This window comes from Variovorax sp. GW531-E2 (assembly GCF_059423125.1).
In genome coordinates this window covers 1-17,617 of record NZ_JBWKXQ010000014.1, presented here as the reverse complement: position 1 = coordinate 17,617, position 17,617 = coordinate 1, and the positions used below count along the sequence as shown (strand labels likewise).

The 17,617-nt window shown below is 64.7% G+C and carries 16 protein-coding genes; 7 read left to right on the top strand and 9 right to left on the bottom strand.

The window, feature by feature from the left end:
* Positions 1-262 precede the first annotated feature (262 nt).
* The 4 genes from AC07XP_RS11135 to AC07XP_RS11120 are packed head-to-tail and all read left to right on the top strand — an operon-like array spanning position 263 to position 3,980.
* Entirely contained in the window at positions 263-1,087 is an 825-nt protein-coding gene (locus AC07XP_RS11135) for an aspartate dehydrogenase (RefSeq protein WP_495264740.1), read from the top strand.
* Positions 1,084-1,401, top strand: a complete 318-nt coding sequence (locus AC07XP_RS11130; RefSeq protein WP_495264675.1) for a Rieske 2Fe-2S domain-containing protein — start codon at positions 1,084-1,086, stop codon at positions 1,399-1,401. Before AC07XP_RS11135 ends, AC07XP_RS11130 begins: the two co-directional genes overlap by 4 nt.
* A gap of 43 nt (positions 1,402-1,444) precedes the next feature.
* Positions 1,445-2,755, top strand: a complete 1,311-nt coding sequence (locus AC07XP_RS11125) for a Rieske 2Fe-2S domain-containing protein (protein WP_495264674.1) — start codon at positions 1,445-1,447, stop codon at positions 2,753-2,755.
* The gene (locus tag AC07XP_RS11120) at positions 2,748-3,980 is read left to right on the top strand and encodes an NAD(P)/FAD-dependent oxidoreductase (RefSeq protein ID WP_495264673.1); all 1,233 of its coding nucleotides are present in this window, start codon (positions 2,748-2,750) and stop codon (positions 3,978-3,980) included. Before AC07XP_RS11125 ends, AC07XP_RS11120 begins: the two co-directional genes overlap by 8 nt.
* Positions 3,981-4,498: 518 nt before the next feature.
* On the opposite strand, the gene AC07XP_RS11115 is transcribed toward AC07XP_RS11120, so the two are convergent.
* From AC07XP_RS11115 to AC07XP_RS11100, 4 genes are read right to left on the bottom strand one after another with little or no spacing between them, the layout of a single operon-like run.
* Positions 4,499-5,404 (bottom strand): dihydrodipicolinate synthase family protein, encoded by a 906-nt coding sequence (locus AC07XP_RS11115; RefSeq protein ID WP_495264672.1) that lies wholly within the window; start codon positions 5,402-5,404, stop codon positions 4,499-4,501.
* 44 nt (positions 5,405-5,448) lie between these two features.
* Complete coding sequence (locus AC07XP_RS11110; protein WP_095745943.1) at positions 5,449-6,246, bottom strand: aldolase; 798 nt, start codon at positions 6,244-6,246, stop codon at positions 5,449-5,451.
* 33 nt (positions 6,247-6,279) lie between these two features.
* The gene (locus AC07XP_RS11105; protein ID WP_495264671.1) at positions 6,280-6,927 is read right to left on the bottom strand and encodes a glutathione S-transferase family protein; all 648 of its coding nucleotides are present in this window, start codon (positions 6,925-6,927) and stop codon (positions 6,280-6,282) included.
* Positions 6,928-6,932: 5 nt separating this feature from the next.
* Positions 6,933-7,949 carry a Bug family tripartite tricarboxylate transporter substrate binding protein gene (locus AC07XP_RS11100; protein WP_495264670.1) on the bottom strand — a complete coding sequence of 339 codons (1,017 nt, stop codon included), beginning with the start codon at positions 7,947-7,949 and terminating at the stop codon, positions 6,933-6,935.
* A gap of 96 nt (positions 7,950-8,045) precedes the next feature.
* Between AC07XP_RS11100 and AC07XP_RS11095 the strand changes: the two genes are divergently transcribed.
* A complete protein-coding gene (locus tag AC07XP_RS11095) occupies positions 8,046-8,588 on the top strand; it encodes a helix-turn-helix domain-containing protein (RefSeq protein WP_495264669.1) in 543 nt (180 codons plus the stop codon).
* Between the two features lie 240 nt (positions 8,589-8,828).
* Here AC07XP_RS11095 and AC07XP_RS11090 read toward each other — a convergent pair whose 3' ends face one another.
* From AC07XP_RS11090 to AC07XP_RS11070, 5 genes are read right to left on the bottom strand one after another with little or no spacing between them, the layout of a single operon-like run.
* A complete protein-coding gene (locus tag AC07XP_RS11090; RefSeq protein ID WP_495264668.1) occupies positions 8,829-9,431 on the bottom strand; it encodes a glycerol-3-phosphate responsive antiterminator in 603 nt (200 codons plus the stop codon).
* Between the two features lie 10 nt (positions 9,432-9,441).
* Positions 9,442-10,992 (bottom strand): FAD-binding oxidoreductase, encoded by a 1,551-nt coding sequence (locus AC07XP_RS11085; protein WP_495264667.1) that lies wholly within the window; start codon positions 10,990-10,992, stop codon positions 9,442-9,444.
* Complete coding sequence (locus AC07XP_RS11080; RefSeq protein ID WP_495264666.1) at positions 10,993-12,669, bottom strand: glycerol-3-phosphate dehydrogenase/oxidase; 1,677 nt, start codon at positions 12,667-12,669, stop codon at positions 10,993-10,995.
* Positions 12,666-14,210, bottom strand: coding sequence for an FGGY family carbohydrate kinase (locus AC07XP_RS11075; protein ID WP_495264665.1), 1,545 nt, complete (start codon positions 14,208-14,210; stop codon positions 12,666-12,668). Before AC07XP_RS11075 ends, AC07XP_RS11080 begins: the two co-directional genes overlap by 4 nt.
* Positions 14,210-15,670 (bottom strand): MFS transporter, encoded by a 1,461-nt coding sequence (locus AC07XP_RS11070; protein ID WP_495264664.1) that lies wholly within the window; start codon positions 15,668-15,670, stop codon positions 14,210-14,212. Before AC07XP_RS11070 ends, AC07XP_RS11075 begins: the two co-directional genes overlap by 1 nt.
* A 291-nt stretch (positions 15,671-15,961) precedes the next feature.
* On the opposite strand from AC07XP_RS11070, the gene AC07XP_RS11065 reads away from it, so the two are divergent.
* Entirely contained in the window at positions 15,962-16,192 is a 231-nt protein-coding gene (locus tag AC07XP_RS11065; RefSeq protein ID WP_495264663.1) for an ESPR domain-containing protein, read from the top strand.
* Between the two features lie 203 nt (positions 16,193-16,395).
* Complete coding sequence (locus AC07XP_RS11060) at positions 16,396-16,728, top strand: hypothetical protein (RefSeq protein WP_495264662.1); 333 nt, start codon at positions 16,396-16,398, stop codon at positions 16,726-16,728.
* Positions 16,729-17,617 lie beyond the last annotated feature (889 nt).

Here is a 17,617-nt window from a genome sequence, read left to right as displayed (position 1 = left end):
CTTTGTATGCAGTATGCAGGGTCCAGAATGCAGGAAGTGGGCCAGCAAAATCGAGCCACAGGGATCGGGTTTAACCCGAAGGTTTGCCAAACTGCACCAGCCAAGTGCGACCTGCACGCAGATGCCGAAGCTGTCGATGAACCGGCGCAATGCATGACTCGCGGTCATGCATCGACTGCAAAAGAATCGTTTGTTGGTGTTGGCCGCGCACACCTACGATTTGCTCAACTTAAACAGGGCAAACAGTTGCTCGGAACACCCAATGAATTCTTCGTTTGCTGGGACCTCGTTGAAGGTCGGAATCGCGGGACTTGGCGCGATTGGCAAGTCCTTGGCCGGGCTGCTGGATCAGGGGATCCCGGGATTGCGTCTGCACGCTGTGGCAGTGCGCGATGCCTCCAAATACGCAGGTTTCCTCGATGCGCTTTCGGTGCGTCCCATCACCACCGACTTCGAAGGTCTGGCGCGAGACTGCAATGTCGTCATCGAATGCGCACCCGCTGCCTTGGTGCCGGATATCGTTGCGCCGGCGCTCAAGGCCGGGCGAAAGGTCGTGGTCCTGAGTTCGGGGGCATTGCTCGCCAACATGCATCTCCTGGACCTGGCAAAGGAGGGCGGCGGGCAGATCATGGTGCCTACCGGCGCCTTGATCGGCCTGGACGCTGTCACTGCCGCAGCCGAGGGCACCATTCATTCGGTCACCATGACGACGCGCAAGCCGGTGAAAGGTTTGCTTGGTGCCCCCTATCTGGCTCAGCACAACATCTCGATCGAAAAGATCTCGGAGCCCATGAAGGTGTTCTCCGGCAGCGCGCGCGAGGCTGCTTTGGGATTCCCCGCTAATTTGAATGTTGCCGTTGCGCTGTCGCTGGCAGGGATCGGCCCCGACAGGACAAGACTTGATATTTGGGCAGACCCCGCGCTGAAGAGGAATACGCACACGATCGTCGTCGATGCCGACTCAGCATCCTTCTCGATGACCATCGAGAACATTCCTTCAGAGAATCCGAAGACCGGTCGCATCACGGCACTCAGCGTGCTGTCTCTTCTGAGAAAGATCGGTTCGCCCTTGCGAGTCGGCTCGTGATCCAGCGGATCTTTCTGTGCAAGGACATGGAGATCCTGCCCGACCTCCCGTACCGGGTGTGTCCTGTCGAACGCGACGGCGCCTACCTCCTCTACAGGATCGAGGGGGCGATCTTCATGACAGACGAGTTGTGCACGCATGGCCAGGCATCCCTGGCAACCGGCGAGCTGCATGGATACCAAATTCAATGTCCGTTGCACGGCGGTGCATTCGATGTTCGCACCGGGCTTGCGACCGAATTCCCGTGCAAGCGCCCCATCGGGACGCATCGAGTCGAACTCGTGGAGGACTCGATCTTCGGATGGTTCGAATAGCCAACTGTCCCTTTCTCCGTAACCCAATCTCTCGGAAGCACCTATGTTCAGCAAAGAAGACAATGAAAGACTGACCCGGGTCGGGCCTGGCACCCCGATGGGCAAAGCAATGCGTCGTTTCTGGATTCCATTCTTGATGCCGGAAGAGTTGTCCGAACGCGATGGAACGCCGCTGCGCGTACGCCTGCTCGGCGAAGACCTGATCGCCTTTCGCGACACCGAAGGTCGTCTGGGCCTGCTCGAGCGCTATTGCCCCCATCGACGCGTCGACCTGTACTTCGGGCGCAATGAGCAGTGCGGATTGCGCTGCGTCTACCACGGCTGGAAATTCGATATCAAGGGAAACATCGTCGACATGCCGGCCGAACCGGCCAACAGCACGTTGAAGGACGAGTTGAAGATCACGGCCTACCCGATTGTGGAATGGGGCGGCTTGATCTGGGCATACATGGGCGAGCCTGAATGCATGCCTGAAGTGCCGCCGGAAATTGAATGGGGTGTGGTTCCACCGGCGCATCGTCATATTACGAAGCGGCTTCAGGAAACCAATTTTGCGCAAGGCGTCGAGGGCGGCATTGACTCGAGTCACGTCGGGATCTTGCATAGCGTGCTCAACGAAGACACGCAGATGCCGTTCCGTCAGCGTCAGATCTCCCCCAATCTGGCCATCCCCTATCTCGCATCGGATACGGCACCGCGCTTTTTTGTTCGTCACACCGATTACGGGATGGCGATCGGCGCTCGTCGCAATGCCACCGACGAAGAGTACTACTGGCGCATCACGCAGTTTCTTGCGCCGTTCTACACAATGATCGCACCAAACAAGACTGGTGGGCCGATCATGGGTCATGCGTGGGTCCCTATCGACGATCACAACTGCTGGCTGTTCACGATGACGTGGAACGCACAACGGCCTCTTGAAGCACACGAACTGGATCACGGCGGCGTACACGCTCAGGTGGTACCGGACGGCTCCTACCGACCTCTGATCAATCGCACCAACGACTACCGCATCGATCGCGATGCCCAAAGGCTGCGCAGCTCAACCGGGATCGACAGCATCGGGATGCAGGACACGGCGATTCAGGAAAGCATGGGGACGATTGTGGACAGGAGCCGAGAGAACCTGGGCTCCGGAGATGCAGCGATCGTCGGTTTCCGCAAGTCGCTTCTGCGCATGGCCGATGGCCTGGAAGCCGGGCAGGGACCGATGTCGCCGCTTCACCCCGAGTGGTACCGGGTTCGCTCGGTGGCCATCGTCCTGGCCAAGGGAGTTGATTTCATTGAAGGTGCGACGGATCAATTGAAGGCGATCTCTCCCGAAGACATGCAGTCCGAGGTCCGCCATGGCTGACTCCCTTGAAATCCTGACAGGCGGGGCGCAGGAAGCCGGCATTGTCATCGTCGGATCCGGCCTTGCTGCCGTCTGCGCTTTGGAGGCCATGCGTGAAGCGGGCTACGTCGGGCAGGTGACGATGATTGGCGAGGAGCGGCAGATGCCTTACGACCGGCCTCCGCTGTCCAAGCAGGTACTCAAAGAACCGGGCGCAGAAGCGCGCATAGACTTGCGAGACGCTGCGATTTTCGACGCTCCTGCAACGCGCCTGCTGCGCGGGCGATGCGTGGCTGAGATCGATGCGCGGCAACGGCGTGTGGTTCTTGATGATGGCGCGGTTGTGGGCTACACCAAGCTGCTGCTGGCCACGGGTTCGCGCCCGCGTGTCTTGTCGGGGCTGCCACCTGCCGGGGCCGGTGTGTTTTACCTTCGTACATTGGACGACGCCGTGGCCTTGCGAGGTGCGCTCAAGAGTGCGACAAGCTTGGCGGTCGTCGGTGGGGGCGTCATCGGCCTCGAAGTCGCGGCCACTGCAGTTGCCCTCGGTGTGGAAACGACCGTGATCGAAGCTTCACCCCGACTCATGTCCCGGGCAGCGTGCCCGCAATTGAGCGAAGTGCTGGAGGAGGAGCACCGCAGTCGCGGTGTGCGCGTGCTGTGCGGAGCAACGCCCAGCGCGTTCGATTTTTCAGGCAACCGTCACACCATTTCGTGGAGCGACGGTCGCACGCTGGAAGTGGATGTGGTGTTGGTGGGGGTCGGCGTGACACCTGAGGTCGATCTGGCCGAACGATGCGGCATCCAATGCGCACCCGAGGGAATCGTGGTGGACGGTTTCGGGGCCACCAGCATCCCAGGGGTCTACGCGGCAGGGGAGGTCGCCTTCCATTACAACGGCCGGGTCGTTGGCCACCAGCGCCAGGAGAACTGGCATCACGCGGCGGCCCATGGGCGCCACGTGGGCGCGTCCATGATCGAACCCGGCGCCGTGTATCAGGAGATCTGTGGGTACTGGTCCGATCAATACGATCTGAACATTCAGGTTTTCGGAGCGGTCGCCGGCGACGAGCACGTCGTGCGGGGCGATCTTTCAGCTCGACGGTTCGCGGTATTCCACCTGGCTGCCGGCGTTGTCGTGGGCATTACGGCCGTCAATTCGCCCAGTGACCTTCGGCGGGGAAAAAAGCTTGTCCGTGAAGGCTCGTCACTCGAACCAGAGATCGAGTCCATCGTCCGAGCGTAGAGGTTTTCCGTTGAGCGTTTGGGAATCACAGGGCGAGCGATGATGAGGCATTGGCCGTTTCGACCCGGACGGCCCGTTCGGGTCGGCGTTGCACTGGACGAAGACGACGCGGCGCCCCGGGCGATTCACGTAGCGCTTCGTGTTGGCTTGACTTCGCTGTTCGGCACCGTTCCGTTCCCAAGCAGGTCCCGGCATGCCAGGCCGCGCTGTGCTCGCCAGCGCAATGCGGGCATGGTGTGGGTGGGTAAGGCATGCTGTTCCCCTCAGTCGTTGCTGCACTCGTGCAGCTTGCTCGCGTGCGTCCTCGGCGCCGCGCAGACCAGGAAAGGCCCGGATTCCGATGCTCTTGATGGTGCGCAGCGAGGGGCAGGTCGAGCGGTTGCGCGCGGATCGACGGATGCGTCAAGTGGCCGTGCATGCACGGTAGTCACCGGTCAGGCCGCCCGCTTCGGCGTCCGCCGATTCCTGATGTGGAGGTGGGGCCCGTGCTTCGCAGGACCTTGCGTGGCCGCGCAGGACTACAGCGCAGTCGGGGGCTTCGTGTCGATAGCCTTCAGCAGGGCCTGCAGCATCTGGGTGCCCGGGGTATCGAGTCCGAGCAGGGGCGCGCGCGGCACACCCGCTTCGAAGCCGCGCAGGCCCAAGCCGGCCTTGATCGTCTTGGGCAGGCCGCCCTGTAGGATGAAGCGCAGGATCGGCAGCTGGGCATAGAACACGCGGCGCGCGCGGTCCAGGTCGCCTGCGGCGCAGATGTCGTAGAGCGCCTGGGGCCACTCGGGAATCAGGTTGGGCGCGGCGGTGCACCAGCCGACGGCGCCGGCTGCAAAGGCTTCGAGCGCCAGCGGGTTGCTGCCGTTGAAGAACGGAATGCCGCCATCGGACAGCTGCATCAGCGTGTGCATGCGCTGAATGTCGCCCGAGCTTTCCTTGACCATCGTGGCGTTCGCGATGTCCTTGACGATCCGGACGATCAGCTCCGGCTTCATGTCGACGCCGCTGGTGGCCGGGTTGTTGTAGACCATGATCGGCACGCCCACGGCTTGCGAGATCGTGGCGTAGTGGCGAAAGATCTCGTCGTCCGAGAGCTTCCAGTACGACACCGGAAGCACCATCACGGCATCGGCGCCCGCCGCTTCCGCGAACTTCGCCTTGCGCACCGCGTTGCGCGTCGTCAGGTCGGAAATGCCCACGATGACCGGCAGGCGCTTGTTGACCTGCTGGATCGACGCTTCGGCGACAGCATCCCACTCGGCGTCGTCCAGGTAGGCGCTTTCGCCGGTGCTGCCCAGCGGGGCGATGCCGTGCGAACCGCGTTCGACCAGACGGTCGATGAGGCCGCGCACAGCTGCAAGGTCGACACGGCCCGAGGCCTTGTCGAACGGCGTGACGGGGTAGGAAATGATGCCTTTGAATGACGTGCTCATGATGGCTTGGGGATCTTTCGGTGAAGGGATCGAATGCACGCCGTTCAGCGCGAACGGATGCAGTCCGCGTGGCGGCCGGTGCGCAAGGTGCGGCGCGCGTAGTACGCGAAGGCCGCCTCGTTGCGCTTGGGACGCAGGATCCAGTCGTGCGCTTCACGGCCCAATGCCGGATCGATGGGCTGAATCGCCCCTGCAGCGGCGGCCAGCAGCTGCATCCTGGCCGCACGCTCGAACGCGATCGCCAGCACGCAGGCGGCCTCGACGCTTTCAGCCGCCACCAGCAGGCCGTGGTGCGAGAGCATCAAGGTGCGCTTGCTGCCCAGTGCCGTCGAGATGAGCTCGCCCTCCTCGTTGCCGACCGGCACGCCGGGCCACTTCGGAACGAAGGCCACGTCGTCGTACAGCACGCAGTTGTCCATGTGGGAAACCTCCAGCGGCACTTCGAGCATGCTCAGGGCCGCCGCGTGCAAGGCGTGCGTGTGGATGATGCAATTGACGTCCGGCCGCGCACGGTAGACCCACGAGTGAAAGCGGTTGGCCGGGTTGGCCATGCCCGAGCCGGACTTGACGTTCAGGTCTTCATCGACCACCAGCAGGTTGTCTTCCGAAATCTCGTCGAAGCCCAAGCCCAGGCGTTGCGTCAGGTAGGTGCCGTGAACCTCGGTGCGCGTGGTGATCTGGCCCGCCAGGCCGGAGTCGTGTCCGTTCTCGAAGAGGATGCGGCACGTCAGCGCCAGCTTCTGGCGCAGCGTGTACTCCGATGGCAACAGGGTCGTTTCCATCTCGGCATTCGCCTTGTCGATCAAGGCTTCTTTGTTGAGGGAAAAAGTGTCTTCTGACATAGCGATCGCTCCCGTATCAGCGTTGAGAAAAAGTCAGCCCGAGGTTTCGAGCGTCGAAAGAGTGAGGTCCGGTTGTCCCGGAAACAGAGGCGCGTAGCCCGGCAGGCCTTCGATGCGGTCGATCCACCGCTGCACCTGCGGGTAGCGCGCAAGATCGACGCCGCCCATCGGCGCCATGCGGGTGTACGGATACAAGGCGATGTCCGAAATGCTCGGCGCCGTTTCCGTGGAGACCCACTGCCGGCCTGTTGCCAGGCGCGCTTCGAGAATCGCCAGCGCGTCGTGGCCTTCCTGGCGCCACGCGCGCGCAGGGGCGTCGGCGGGCGTGAGGTCTTTGCGCAGGGCCAGGTGCAGCCGCAACTGGGCCAACGGTCGCATGTGCTGCTCTTGCTCGAAGTGCATCCATGCGAGCGTCTGCGCTTGCTCGTGGAGCGCCTGGGGCCACCACGGCGTGCCCTGCGCCAGATAGAAAAGGATGGCGCCCGACTCGCTCAGCATGCGGCCGTCGTCCAGTTCGAGCACGGGCACCCGCTTCATCGGCGCGTTGGCGAGGAAGCTTACGGACTGCAGGTCGCCCCGGTCGATCGACAGCGTGGTTCGCTGCAGATCGATGCCCACGAAGCTCGCCAGGAGCCGGACCTTCCAGCAGTTGCCGGAGCGTTGCGTGTCGATGATGCGCATGGCGGTCAGTCCACCTTGGTGCCGGCGGCCTTGGTGATGCGCGTCCACTTGTCGGTCTCGCTGCGCACATGCTTCAGGTAAGCCGCTTCACCCGTAGGCAGCGGCTCGACGCCGATCTCGGCCAGCTTGGCCTGCAGCTCGGGGCGGGCCAGGGCCCGCGCCAGGGCCTCGGACAACAGCGTGGTCTGTTGCTTGGGCGTGCCCGGTGGCGCGAGCAATGCGTTCCACGACCCGATCAGGAAGGTCGGCACACCGGCTTCGGCGCTGGTTGGCACCTTCGGCATGGCGCCACTGCGCGCGTCGTCGGCGATGACCAGGGCCTTCAGGCGCCCGGCCTGGACCTGGCTGCGGATGACGGGAATGGCGTCGATCACGATCTGCACCTGCCCGCCCAGCGCGGCGTTGATGGCCTCGGCACCGCTCTTGAACGGCACGTGGACGATCTCGGTGTTGGTGGCGATCTTGAAAAGCTCCAGCCCCAGGTGCGGCGAGCTGGCATTGCCCGCGGAGCCGGCGTTGAGCTTGCCGGGGTTGGCCTTGGCATAGGCCACCAGGCCCTTCACATCGTCGACGCGCAGCGCGTCGTTCACGACCAGCACGTACGGCGAGTTGCTCACCAGCGAGACGGGCGCGAAGGCGCTCGCGTCATAGGCGAGTTTGCTGTAGATCATCTTGTTGACGACCTGCGTGCCGACCGTGCCCAGCAGCAGCGTGTAGCCATCGGGCGCGGCCTGGGCGAGCGCCTGCGCCGCGATGTTGCCGCCCGCGCCGGCGCGGTTGTCGATGATCACCGACTGCTTGAGCTCTTCGCCCAGCTTCTGTCCCACCAGGCGCGCCACGACGTCGGTGATGCCGCCCGCGCCGAACGGCACGATCAGCTTGATGGGTTTGGCGGGGTAGGCCGCCTGCGCAAAAGCGGGCCGGGGAAGGGCCACGATCGTGGCCGCGCACAGCACCGCGCCGAGCAGGGCCGCGGCAGTGAGAAATGGATCTTTCCAGCGAAAAGATGGGAAATTCGACATGACATACTCCAAAAGAACCCAACGGTGCGGCGACAAATCTGTGTCGCGGCTAAGGACTCAAATGTACGATAGGACTCATGTGTCCTACAAGAAACCATGACGATCAAGTTGAAACTCCTGCGCACCCAGGCGGGAATGACGTTGGAAGAGCTTGCGCAAGCAGCTGAGCTCACGCGCAGTTATGTCTCCAAGGTGGAGCGTGGTTTGGCCAACCCGTCGGTCGGCGTTGCGCTGAAACTCGCCAAGGCGTTGAAGCTGCCGGTGGACGAGTTGTTCGGCCAGGCATCGACGAGCAGCTCGGTCACGATCACGCGCGCCGCCGACGCCAAGGCGAAGCAAAAAGACGAAGGCGCCCCGCGGCTGGTCGCGGGCACGGCACCCGGTCAGCGCGTGGTCGCCTTCGTGTTGCAGCCCGGTCGGGACAAAGGCGCGAAGCACCTGAAGAGCGACCACGAGGGCGAGGAACTCATCTATGTCCTGAGCGGCGAGGTCAGTCTCGAACTCGACGACAAGACCGAAGACCTGGTCGCCGGAGACTGCGTGCATTTCAACGCCTCCGTGCCGCACCGGCTGATCTGCACGAGCAAGAAAGTGGCGGAAGTGCTGCTCGTAGTCGCAGGTCCTTCCACAGCCGCGTGAGGCCCCACTCCGAGCCGGCGCCATGCCGCCGCTCACACGCTCCTCGAGTTCGGCGCGCGCTCTCCATCTGCTGCCTTTCCCAGGCCTGGTCCGGCAGGCCGCTGCGGCTGGTGGACGTCTATCCGCCAGGGTTTCCCGGCGATGTCGCCGCCTGGTTGATCCCGCCGCAGCTGCAGTAGAAACTGGGTCAACCGGTGATGCCCGCATGACGGGACGAGGGCCGAGACTCAGGACACTTGGCTAGCGCGGGCGCGGTTCGTCGACGTTGAGCGGCTTGATGTCGAGACTCCACATGGCAGCGTCGCTCGTCGACACCGCCACCGCACCGGCCGCCAGTGCGCTGCGCACGTCGTTGGGGGAGACGACGAAGCCCGAAGCCACGATCGGCGGAAGTGCGTTGCGCTCCTTGGCGGAGATGTGCGAGAGCATGGGCGCCGGCATCAGCTGAACCAGGTTCGGGTCGCTCTGCTCTAGCGCCTTCACGCTGCGCGGCCACGTCGAACGGTCGGTCACGAACACCTTCTGCATCGTGAGAAGGCCCGCCCGGTTGGCGCGCTGGATGGTGGCCACGCGGGTCGATACCAGGCTGGTCGCGCCGATCTCGGCCAGGTATTCCACGCCTCCCTTGTCCGGCGAGATGCCTTCGCAGCTGTCGATGTTGACGATGGCGATCTTGTCGGCGCGGGTGATGGTCGCCACCACGGCGTGCAGCTTGCGCAGTTCCACGTTCGCCACGATGGCGATTTCGGTGGTGCTGTCGATGAAGGCGTCGATCTGCTCCGCGCCGTAGAGCGTCGCGATGATCGGGTGCCGCGCAAGGCGCGCGCCGAGGGAGCGGTCCATTCGGTGAAACTCAGTCTTCGGTCTGGGGCAGCTTGTCGGTCAGGCCGAGCTTGCCCGGGTTCAGTATGTTCTTCGGGTCGAGTGTGCGCTTGATCGCCTCGAGAACGGGGAAGGCGCTGCCCAGCGAATCGGCCATGTATGGCGCACGCAGCAACCCGACGCCATGGTGGTGGCTCAGCGCGGCATTGTGGCGCACCAGCACCGCATTCGCGGCGTCCCAGGCCTGGCGGTACCAGCGGCCCCGGTTTTCCACTTCCACTTCGCCGCGCAGCGAAAAGTAGAGGCAGGCGCCGTCCACGTAGGCGTGCGACTGGTGGGCCGAGCCCGCGAGCGTGCCGGGTACCGCATTGAGGGCTGCCACTACCGCGTGGTAGATGGCGGGCAGGTCGCTCCAGCGGCCGCTCATCTCCAGCGTGTCGGCCACGAAGCCGGGGCTGCGCTTGAAACCCTCGGCGCTCTTGCCGGTGAGGTAGCGCGTGTCGAGCCAGCGCTCGAAGATGACCGGGCCGTCCAGTGGCCGGCCGAGTTCCTTGCAGACGCGTTCGCTGATGGTCATGACCGCGTCCACCATTTCGGGCGCGCCTTCGTCGGCGATCAGCAGCACGTGTGTGTCGGCCAGCTCGAATTGCACCTTGCTTTCGAACGCGTCGTACAGCCGCAGCGCCGCCGGGTTCGCGCCGCGCTGCATGATCTCGCGGCAGGCTTGCAGGCCGGTGGCGAAGCTGTCGAAACCATAGGCGATGGCGCGGCCGTAGTCGGGCAGGCGGTGCAGCTTCAGCCGCACGCGCACGATCACGCCGAGCGTGCCTTCGGAGCCGATGAAAAGCTGTTGCAGATCGGAACCCACTGCCGCGCGCGAATAGCCGCCCACGGTAATCAGGCTGCCGTCGGCCAGCACCACGTCCATGCCGAACACCATGTCCTCGATCTTGCCGTAGCGCGTCGAGAGCTGGCCTGCACCCCGGCAGGCGACCCAGCCGCCGACGGTGCTGATGCCGAAGGATGAAGGCCAGTGGCCCATGGTCATCTTGTGCTCGCGCTGGATGGTCTCTTCGAACACGTCGCCGAACATGCCGGCCTCGACCTCGACGATCTGGCTATCGGCATCGAAGCCGATCAGCTTGTTGAGCTCGCACACGTCCAGCACGATGCCGCCGCGCACCGGCAGCGCAGCGCCCGTTACGTTGCTGCGGCCCGCGGAGACGGTGACCGGAATCGATGCGGCGTTCGCGATGCGCATCACGGCCTGGATCTGCTCGACGGTTGAGGCGCGCACGATCACGGCCTGCGGTGTCGCGGGCTTGCCTGCGGTTTCGCTGACCATCGAGCCGGCCCACCAGTCGCGCGTCCATTCGACGACGCTGCCGGTGTCGGTCAGCACTTCGTCAGCGACCTGGCGCAGCGCATCGATGTGGGCGGCGACCACCGTGACCGGAGCGCGTTGCAGGCCCGGCGGGCCGTCGGTGGCCGTGATGGTCTTGGCGTAGGCCGGCGGCGTGTGGGCGCCGACGACATAGTTGCGGCGGTTGTAGCCGCGTTGGATGGCGTCTTTGCTGATCATTTACTTCACTCCCATCAGGATGGATTTTTCATGCTCGATCGCGGCGCGGTAGCTGGCTACCTGCTGCGCCGTTTCCGAAGTGGACAGGCCGAGTTCGGCCTGCAGGATTTCGCCGACCCGTGCCGCCGCGCGGCCCGAGGCGTCGCGCGCCATGAGGCGTGCGCGGATGCGCCGCGATAACACATCGTCCACGGTGCAGGCGAGTTCGTGGCGCGCCGCGTAGACGACTTCGGCCTCGCTGTACGGCAGGCCTTCGACGATCGGCTTCAGCAGGCCGGGTTCGGCCTGGAGGATGTCGCTGACAAAGCGCGCCTCGGTGCCGTAGCGCTCGCCCAGATGCGCCGAGATGCCGCCCGAAGCGGTGATCGCCTGGGCGTCGTAGCCGGCCGCGCCCAGCAGGAAGGCCGACTTGGTCTTGCAGCCGTTACGCTTGCCGAGCACCTTCTGCGCGGCGTCGATGGTCTGCTCGGCCATGTGGCGCGAGGTCGTGAGCTTGCCGCCCACGATGGTCAGCAGGCCGTCGGGCGCGGTGCGTATTTCGTGGTTGCGCTTGATCTCCAGCGTCTTGCCGCCCGGCGGCGCCACCAGCGGTCGGCAGCCGGCGATGCTGCCGACCACGTCTTCGGCCTGCAGATCGGTTTTCAGCGCGGAGCGCGCGCCGTCGAGCAGAAAGTCGAGTTCCTCGCGGGTGCAGCACACGTCGTCGAGGTTGCCCTCGTAGTCTTCGTCGGTGGTGCCGAGGTAGGAGACGTTGCCCCAGCGCGTGATGGTCGCGCGCCGGTTGCGGCCCGGCACCGGGATCGTCACGGTGCAGTCGTTGCGGATCTTCAGCCACGGAATGGCCACGTGCACGCCCTTGGCGGGGCGCACGTTCAGCGTCTTCTCGTCGTTTTTCTTGCGGCCGTCCCAGTCGCGCAGCCACACGCCAGTCGCCATGACGACGACGCCGGCGCGCGCGCGGATCTCCCGGCCATCGGCCTGGACGATGGCACCGTCGACCTTGCCGTGCGCGTTGCGCGTGATCTCGATGGCCTTCGCGTGATTGACGACCGTTGCGCCATGGAAGGCGGCGGTGCGCGCGATGTTGAGCGTGAGCCGCGCGTCGTCGACACGCGCGTCGAAGTACATGAAGCCGCCGGTCAGGTGCTCCTCGCGAAAGGTCGGGCAATGCGACAGCACCTCGGCCTTGGTCAGCTTCTGGTGCAGGATGCCCTCGCGCCAGCCGCCCGCGATGTCGTAGGTCCAGAGCAGGCCTTCGAAGGCCTTGGCCAGGCGCTTGTCGAACACGCCCTCGCGCTCCATCACCGGAAAAAGAAAAGGCAGGCGCTGCACCAGGTGCCGGGCATTGCGGCGCAGGCGCTGGCGCTCCAGCAGAGAGTGGCGCACCAGGCCGAGGTTGCCCTGCTCGATGTAGCGCAGGCCGCCGTGAACCATCTTCGACGACTTGGACGACGTGCCGAAGGCAAAGTCGTCCTTTTCCACCAGCGCCACGCGGTAGCCGCGCAGGCTGGCGTCGAGCGCCGCATAGGCGCCGGTGACGCCGCCGCCGACGATCAACATGTCGAACTGCTCGTCGGCCAGGTGCGTGAGCTGTTCCTGCCGGCTCAGTCGCAGCGGTTCGGTGGTTGTCATCTCGGCCCGGTCTTTGTCGGGCCGCAGGGATGGCAGGACCATCATGAGGAAATCTCTCCTGTTGAAGCGTGATTGAAGTTGCGCGTGTGTGCGAGTTCCGATGCAACGCGGGCGTGCCAGAGGGCGCGCCTCGCGTTGCGTTCATCGGCGCCGACCTGGGGCTCGAACATCGCGTCGGTGACCAGCGTGGTGCGGGCTTCTTGCAGCGAGTCCCACAGGAGGCCGGACGATCCGGCGAGGAAGGCGATGCCGCGCAGGCTGGCCCGGTCGGTTTCCTTCGTGCGCCGTACCGGCATGCCCGTGAGGTCGGCCTGGATCTGCAGCAGCGCCGAGCTGCCCGAAAGACCGCCGCCGACGACGAGTTCGCTGACGCGCCCGCCCGACACTTCCTCGTTCGCCTGGATGCACGAAGCCACCGAATGCGCGATGCCCTCGAGGATCGCGCGGGCCACTTCGGCGCGCGTGGTCGCCATCGAAATGCCGGTGAGCGATGCGCGCGCGGCGGGCTCCATGGCGGGCACGCGCAGACCGGTCAGCGCAGGAATGAAGGTGACCTCGCGCGAGGAGCCGGCGGTGGCCGCCAGCGCGCTGATCTGCGCCGCGTTGTCGAACCACAGCAGCTTCTCGCAAACCCAGTTCAGGGCGGAGCCGGTCGTCGCCACGAAGGTCTCGACGGCGAAGTGCGAGACGCCGTGCGCGCGGCGCGCCGTCATCGTGAGGGTACCGTCGTGCAGGCCCGCGTTGGCGGGCTGCACCGGGCCGGTGATCACGTCGACGAAGCTGCCAGTGCCATGCACGCACATGGCCTGCTCGCGGTCGAGGCAGCCCAGGCCGATGGCGCCAGCATGCTGGTCGCCCGCGCAGGCCAGGATGGGGACGTCGATGCCGAGCAGTTCGGCGCGGGTGTTGCCGAACCGGTCAGCGTCCTCGCGCAATTCGGGCAGCAGTTCGCGCGGAAAGCCGAGGGCGTCAATCCAGTCGAGCTGGTAGTGATGGCCGGCCAGCACGTAGGCGCTGCCGGAGGTCACGTTGGTCGGCGTGGTCACGCAGGCGCGCTGGTCTGAGAGGTGCCACAGCAGCCAGCTGTCGATGGTTCCGAAGGCGAGGCGGCGTTCGTCGAATGCGCGGGCGACGGCGGGCGTTTCGCGCAGGTGGTGCGCGGCCCAGAGATAGGGCGAACGCACGCCGGCCGGCCGGCCCATCTGGCGCACCAGGAGCGCGTCCCAGTCGGGCGCGAGCCTGTTCAACTCGTCGACGTAGCGCGTGTCCTGCCACACCATCGCGGGCACCAGCGCCTGGCCGGTGCGCGTGTCCCAGAGCACTGCCGAGCAGCGCTGCGTGGCGATGGCGAGCGCGACGATGCGCAGGTTTTCGTTGCTGGCGCGAGCGATGGCCGCGCGGCAGACGGCCAGCGTCTTGTCGAGGATCGCATTCGCATCCTGCTCGACCACGCCGGGGCGCGGAGTGTCGACCTGCAGCGGCGCGTATTCGAGGCACGAGACATGCCCGTCGCGGCCGACGACGGCCGCCCGGGTTCCCGAGGTGCCCTCGTCGATGGAGAGGATCACATCCTGAGCGATGGTCATCAGTTCATTTTTCCCACGGCTGGACGCAGCGACTCGACGGTCGGGTGCACGTCGTCCTTGAATTGCGGCGCATCGGCCTCGTTGTCCGGATTGATGGTGGTGCGCGTCGGATCCCAGCGGATCACGAAGCAGATCACGCTGGCAATGAGCGGCACGACTGACAGGATCAGGAATGTGTGCTCGAGCCCGTACTTTTCGCGGAACAGCGGAAACACCAGCAGCCCCAGCGCCGCGCCGATCGAGCCCAGCGCGCCGATGATGCCGTTCGCACCTGCGCGCAGTTCGCTGCGAAACGACAGCGACGACAGGCTCTTGCCGTTCGCGCCGGGTCCGCCCGAATGGAACAGGATGAACAGCGAAGGCACGGTCACGGCCAGCCACAGCGGCATGTGTCCATGGAACAGGCCGAGCGTCAGCAGCATCACGAACACCATCGCGAAGCCGAAGGCCGAGGCGCGGCGCAGGCCGAGCTTGCGGCCGATCCAGGGCGAGAGGAAGCCGCCGAAGATGCCGAACACGTTGAAGGCCAGCGCGCCGACGGTGGCCTGTGCGAAGTCCTTGCCGAACAGCGTCGCGCTGATCAGCGGCAAGTACCACCCCACGGCGAAGTACTGGATCGACTGACCGATCTGCACGGTCGCCGCGAGGATCGTGCGCTGCAGGTACACGCCCCGAAAGATCAGCAGCACGTTGGCCGCGCCGCGGCGGGCCTGATTGAGCACCGGCAGGCGTTCGTTCCTGGGGGCGGCGGCAAAGGGCTGGCCGTAGATGCGGCTCATGGCGCGTGCCGCGTCGTCGAGTCGTTCCTTGCGGGCGAGCCAGATCGGGCTTTCGACCAGCAGCGCAAGCTGCAGCACTAGGATCGTGATGCCGAAGACGGCGGTCGCGGCCACCGAGTAACGCCAGATCGAGTCACCCACTTCCCACGAATAGAACAGCAGCGCCAGCAGCAGGTTGGTGCAGACCGCGGCGTACCACATGCCCTGCCAGGTGTTGAGCCGGCTCTTGAGCTTGGCCGGCGTGAATTCGGCAAGCACCGCCATCGCGATGGCGAAGTCGATGCCATAGGCCGCGCCGACGAAAAAGCGTCCGACCAGAATCACCTCGAAGCTGGGTGCGAAGACCACCAGCACGGCGCCGATCACGGCCAGAAGCTTGGCCAGGACGAGCGGGCGTATGCGGCCCCAGCGATCCGCCATCCAGCCACCGATCGGATTGAACGCGATGGCGACCCACGAAGCCATCGAGGTCATCAGCGCCACCTGGCCCGCGGTGAGGGACAGGTTGCGCGTCATGGGTCCGAGACCCGCGCTCAGTGCGGAATTAGAGAAGGCGTCGAGGAACAATCCGCCGAGTGCGAGCCACCAGATGACGGCAGCCCGGCCGACGATGCCCTGGCGTGAATCCAGGTAGGCGATGACATCGTCGATGCCGCGGATCTTGATCGCGTTGGGTTGCACAGTTGTCTCCATTGGAATAATCCGCAAGAGGACGATGCAAACCATGCAGGCGCGACAAAGCCATCTCACAGATGGTCTTTAAATCTGAACCTGTACGCAAAGTTTAGGGCGACCTTTTTGGCAGGTCAATCGAATCGCGCGCAGTGTTAACCACTAGACGCCCGTTGACTTGTCATTGGACCTTGGTCCAGCGCGCCGCGCAAAAACGATACGTAGGATGGCGCGGTCGTGCATCCGTCGCGCCATCGCCGTGCCTCGTCAAGCCACAAGAAAAAGCAGGAGAAGAAGCCCATGAACCGCGTCTATCGCCTTGTCTTCAACCGGGCGCGGGGCATGCTGCAAGCGGTCTCGGAAATCGCGCACGTGTCGGGCGGCGGGGTGTCCTGCACAGCGCGCTGTCCACCGCGCCCTCGCACTGGTGTTGAAGTTCGTCCCAGAACTCGTGCCGCCATGCCTCGTTATCGGACAAGGTTTCCCCGGCGATCATTGCGGTGCGCTGCTGCGTCTTGGGCGGCGCGCTGATGCGCTCGACATGTTGCATCAGCTTGCGCGCCGCCGTCTGTGGCTCGCCGATCAACTCCTCGACACTCGCCCCCAGCGTACGCGTTAACAACGGTAGCGCCGACACCGGCCGCGCCGCCGGTCGGCAGATCCACTCCCCGCGTTGCGCAAGGCCGGGCGGCCGCAATGCATCGCTACCTCGAAGCCCTGGGCGCTACCGTCCAATGGGCATCGCGACAGCTGGTCGCTACGTGTTGGACTTCATTGGCTGGGTCGAAGAGCGCGGCGTGGGTCATCCGAGCCAGGTCAGCCGTGCCGTGCTCGAACGCTACCAACGCTGGCTGCACCACTACCGCAATAAGAATGGAATTCCACTGTCCATCGCCGGGCAGCGCTGCAAGCTGGTGCCCTTGCGCGGCTTCCCTAAATGGCTCACGCGCGTTGGAGAAATCCCGGTGAACCCGGCGGCCGACCTGGAGCTGCAAGAAGTTGCGCCGCCTGCCACGTGTAGCGACGCTATTGATTGCGTTGGACCCACCCTGCACAACCAACGGTAATAGGGCATTTACGTGTCTTTGGTTATCGTTAGTTGAATGCCTCCCCATAGGAGCACCATATCACCTAGGCTGCGAGTCGCCTTCGTGCAGAGAAAGAGGGTATGCGACGAACTGCTGTGTGGCCTGAAGCGGGCCGAGCAGTTTGATCCGCAGTTGGCTCCTGATCCCTCCTGGCGCGACGGTATTGAACCTTCAAGCGGCAGCCATTCTTGTCCGCAGTGCATCGCCACTCGTTGGATCGGGGGATCTGACAACTGAGATGACGCGCACCTGCAAATCGTGGTGAGGCTCCGGTGGCGGTTTCTTGCTGGACCCGTCATGGCCACCTTGTCGCGCGTCACCGCGCCACGTACTGCCAAGAGCTCTATGGCGTTGCCGTCGTCCGCTCCCAAGTTCAAGGCGAACACGATCGAGGGGGATTGGCGGGCCACCGATAGACAACAGGTTTCGGGAGGCTCGCCTCTGGGCGACGTTTCGCACCTCAATCCCGCTGACGAACACGCGGCACATCATGATCCTCTTGATCATGGCCGGCGAGCAGCTGATGCGGGAGGGCACGTTGCCGGAGGCGCCGACTAGGGGCTCCCCTCGACGCCTACTGGAGCTCGCTTTCAAGCCGCGACCGAACGACTCATGATTTGCGAAATGCATCCGCACATGCTGAGACTTGTTTAGCCAATCCCGACAGATCTTGTCAGCTTCTAAACAAGCTCTGTAAGCGCCGGATGCATTGGCGAGAACCGCGTTTCGAAGGTGTGTCCTTTTGCTTGGGGCATCCAGGCCCGTAGGCGCCTGCCACGTGGTTCAGTACATTTTCTGAACCCCGATCGGACAAAAATCATGGTAGCCATCGTCAGCGGTAACAGCCTGGGCCTGAGCCTGACCTCAC

What these genes read in the sequence shown, in the direction of transcription:
- AC07XP_RS11060 (WP_495264662.1), top strand. Translation starts at nt 16,396, where the DNA reads ATGGGCATCGCGACAGCTGGTCGCTACGTGTTGGACTTCATTGGCTGG.
- AC07XP_RS11105 (WP_495264671.1), bottom strand. Translation starts at nt 6,927, where the DNA reads ATGCGCATCATCGACACGCAACGCTCCGGCAACTGCTGGAAGGTCCGG.
- AC07XP_RS11065 (WP_495264663.1), top strand. Translation starts at nt 15,962, where the DNA reads ATGAACCGCGTCTATCGCCTTGTCTTCAACCGGGCGCGGGGCATGCTG.
- AC07XP_RS11110 (WP_095745943.1), bottom strand. Translation starts at nt 6,246, where the DNA reads ATGTCAGAAGACACTTTTTCCCTCAACAAAGAAGCCTTGATCGACAAG.
- AC07XP_RS11135 (WP_495264740.1), top strand. Translation starts at nt 263, where the DNA reads ATGAATTCTTCGTTTGCTGGGACCTCGTTGAAGGTCGGAATCGCGGGA.
- AC07XP_RS11085 (WP_495264667.1), bottom strand. Translation starts at nt 10,992, where the DNA reads ATGATCAGCAAAGACGCCATCCAACGCGGCTACAACCGCCGCAACTAT.
- AC07XP_RS11090 (WP_495264668.1), bottom strand. Translation starts at nt 9,431, where the DNA reads ATGGACCGCTCCCTCGGCGCGCGCCTTGCGCGGCACCCGATCATCGCG.
- AC07XP_RS11120 (WP_495264673.1), top strand. Translation starts at nt 2,748, where the DNA reads ATGGCTGACTCCCTTGAAATCCTGACAGGCGGGGCGCAGGAAGCCGGC.
- AC07XP_RS11115 (WP_495264672.1), bottom strand. Translation starts at nt 5,404, where the DNA reads ATGAGCACGTCATTCAAAGGCATCATTTCCTACCCCGTCACGCCGTTC.
- AC07XP_RS11075 (WP_495264665.1), bottom strand. Translation starts at nt 14,210, where the DNA reads ATGACCATCGCTCAGGATGTGATCCTCTCCATCGACGAGGGCACCTCG.
- AC07XP_RS11080 (WP_495264666.1), bottom strand. Translation starts at nt 12,669, where the DNA reads ATGATGGTCCTGCCATCCCTGCGGCCCGACAAAGACCGGGCCGAGATG.
- AC07XP_RS11095 (WP_495264669.1), top strand. Translation starts at nt 8,046, where the DNA reads ATGACGATCAAGTTGAAACTCCTGCGCACCCAGGCGGGAATGACGTTG.
- AC07XP_RS11100 (WP_495264670.1), bottom strand. Translation starts at nt 7,949, where the DNA reads ATGTCGAATTTCCCATCTTTTCGCTGGAAAGATCCATTTCTCACTGCC.
- AC07XP_RS11125 (WP_495264674.1), top strand. Translation starts at nt 1,445, where the DNA reads ATGTTCAGCAAAGAAGACAATGAAAGACTGACCCGGGTCGGGCCTGGC.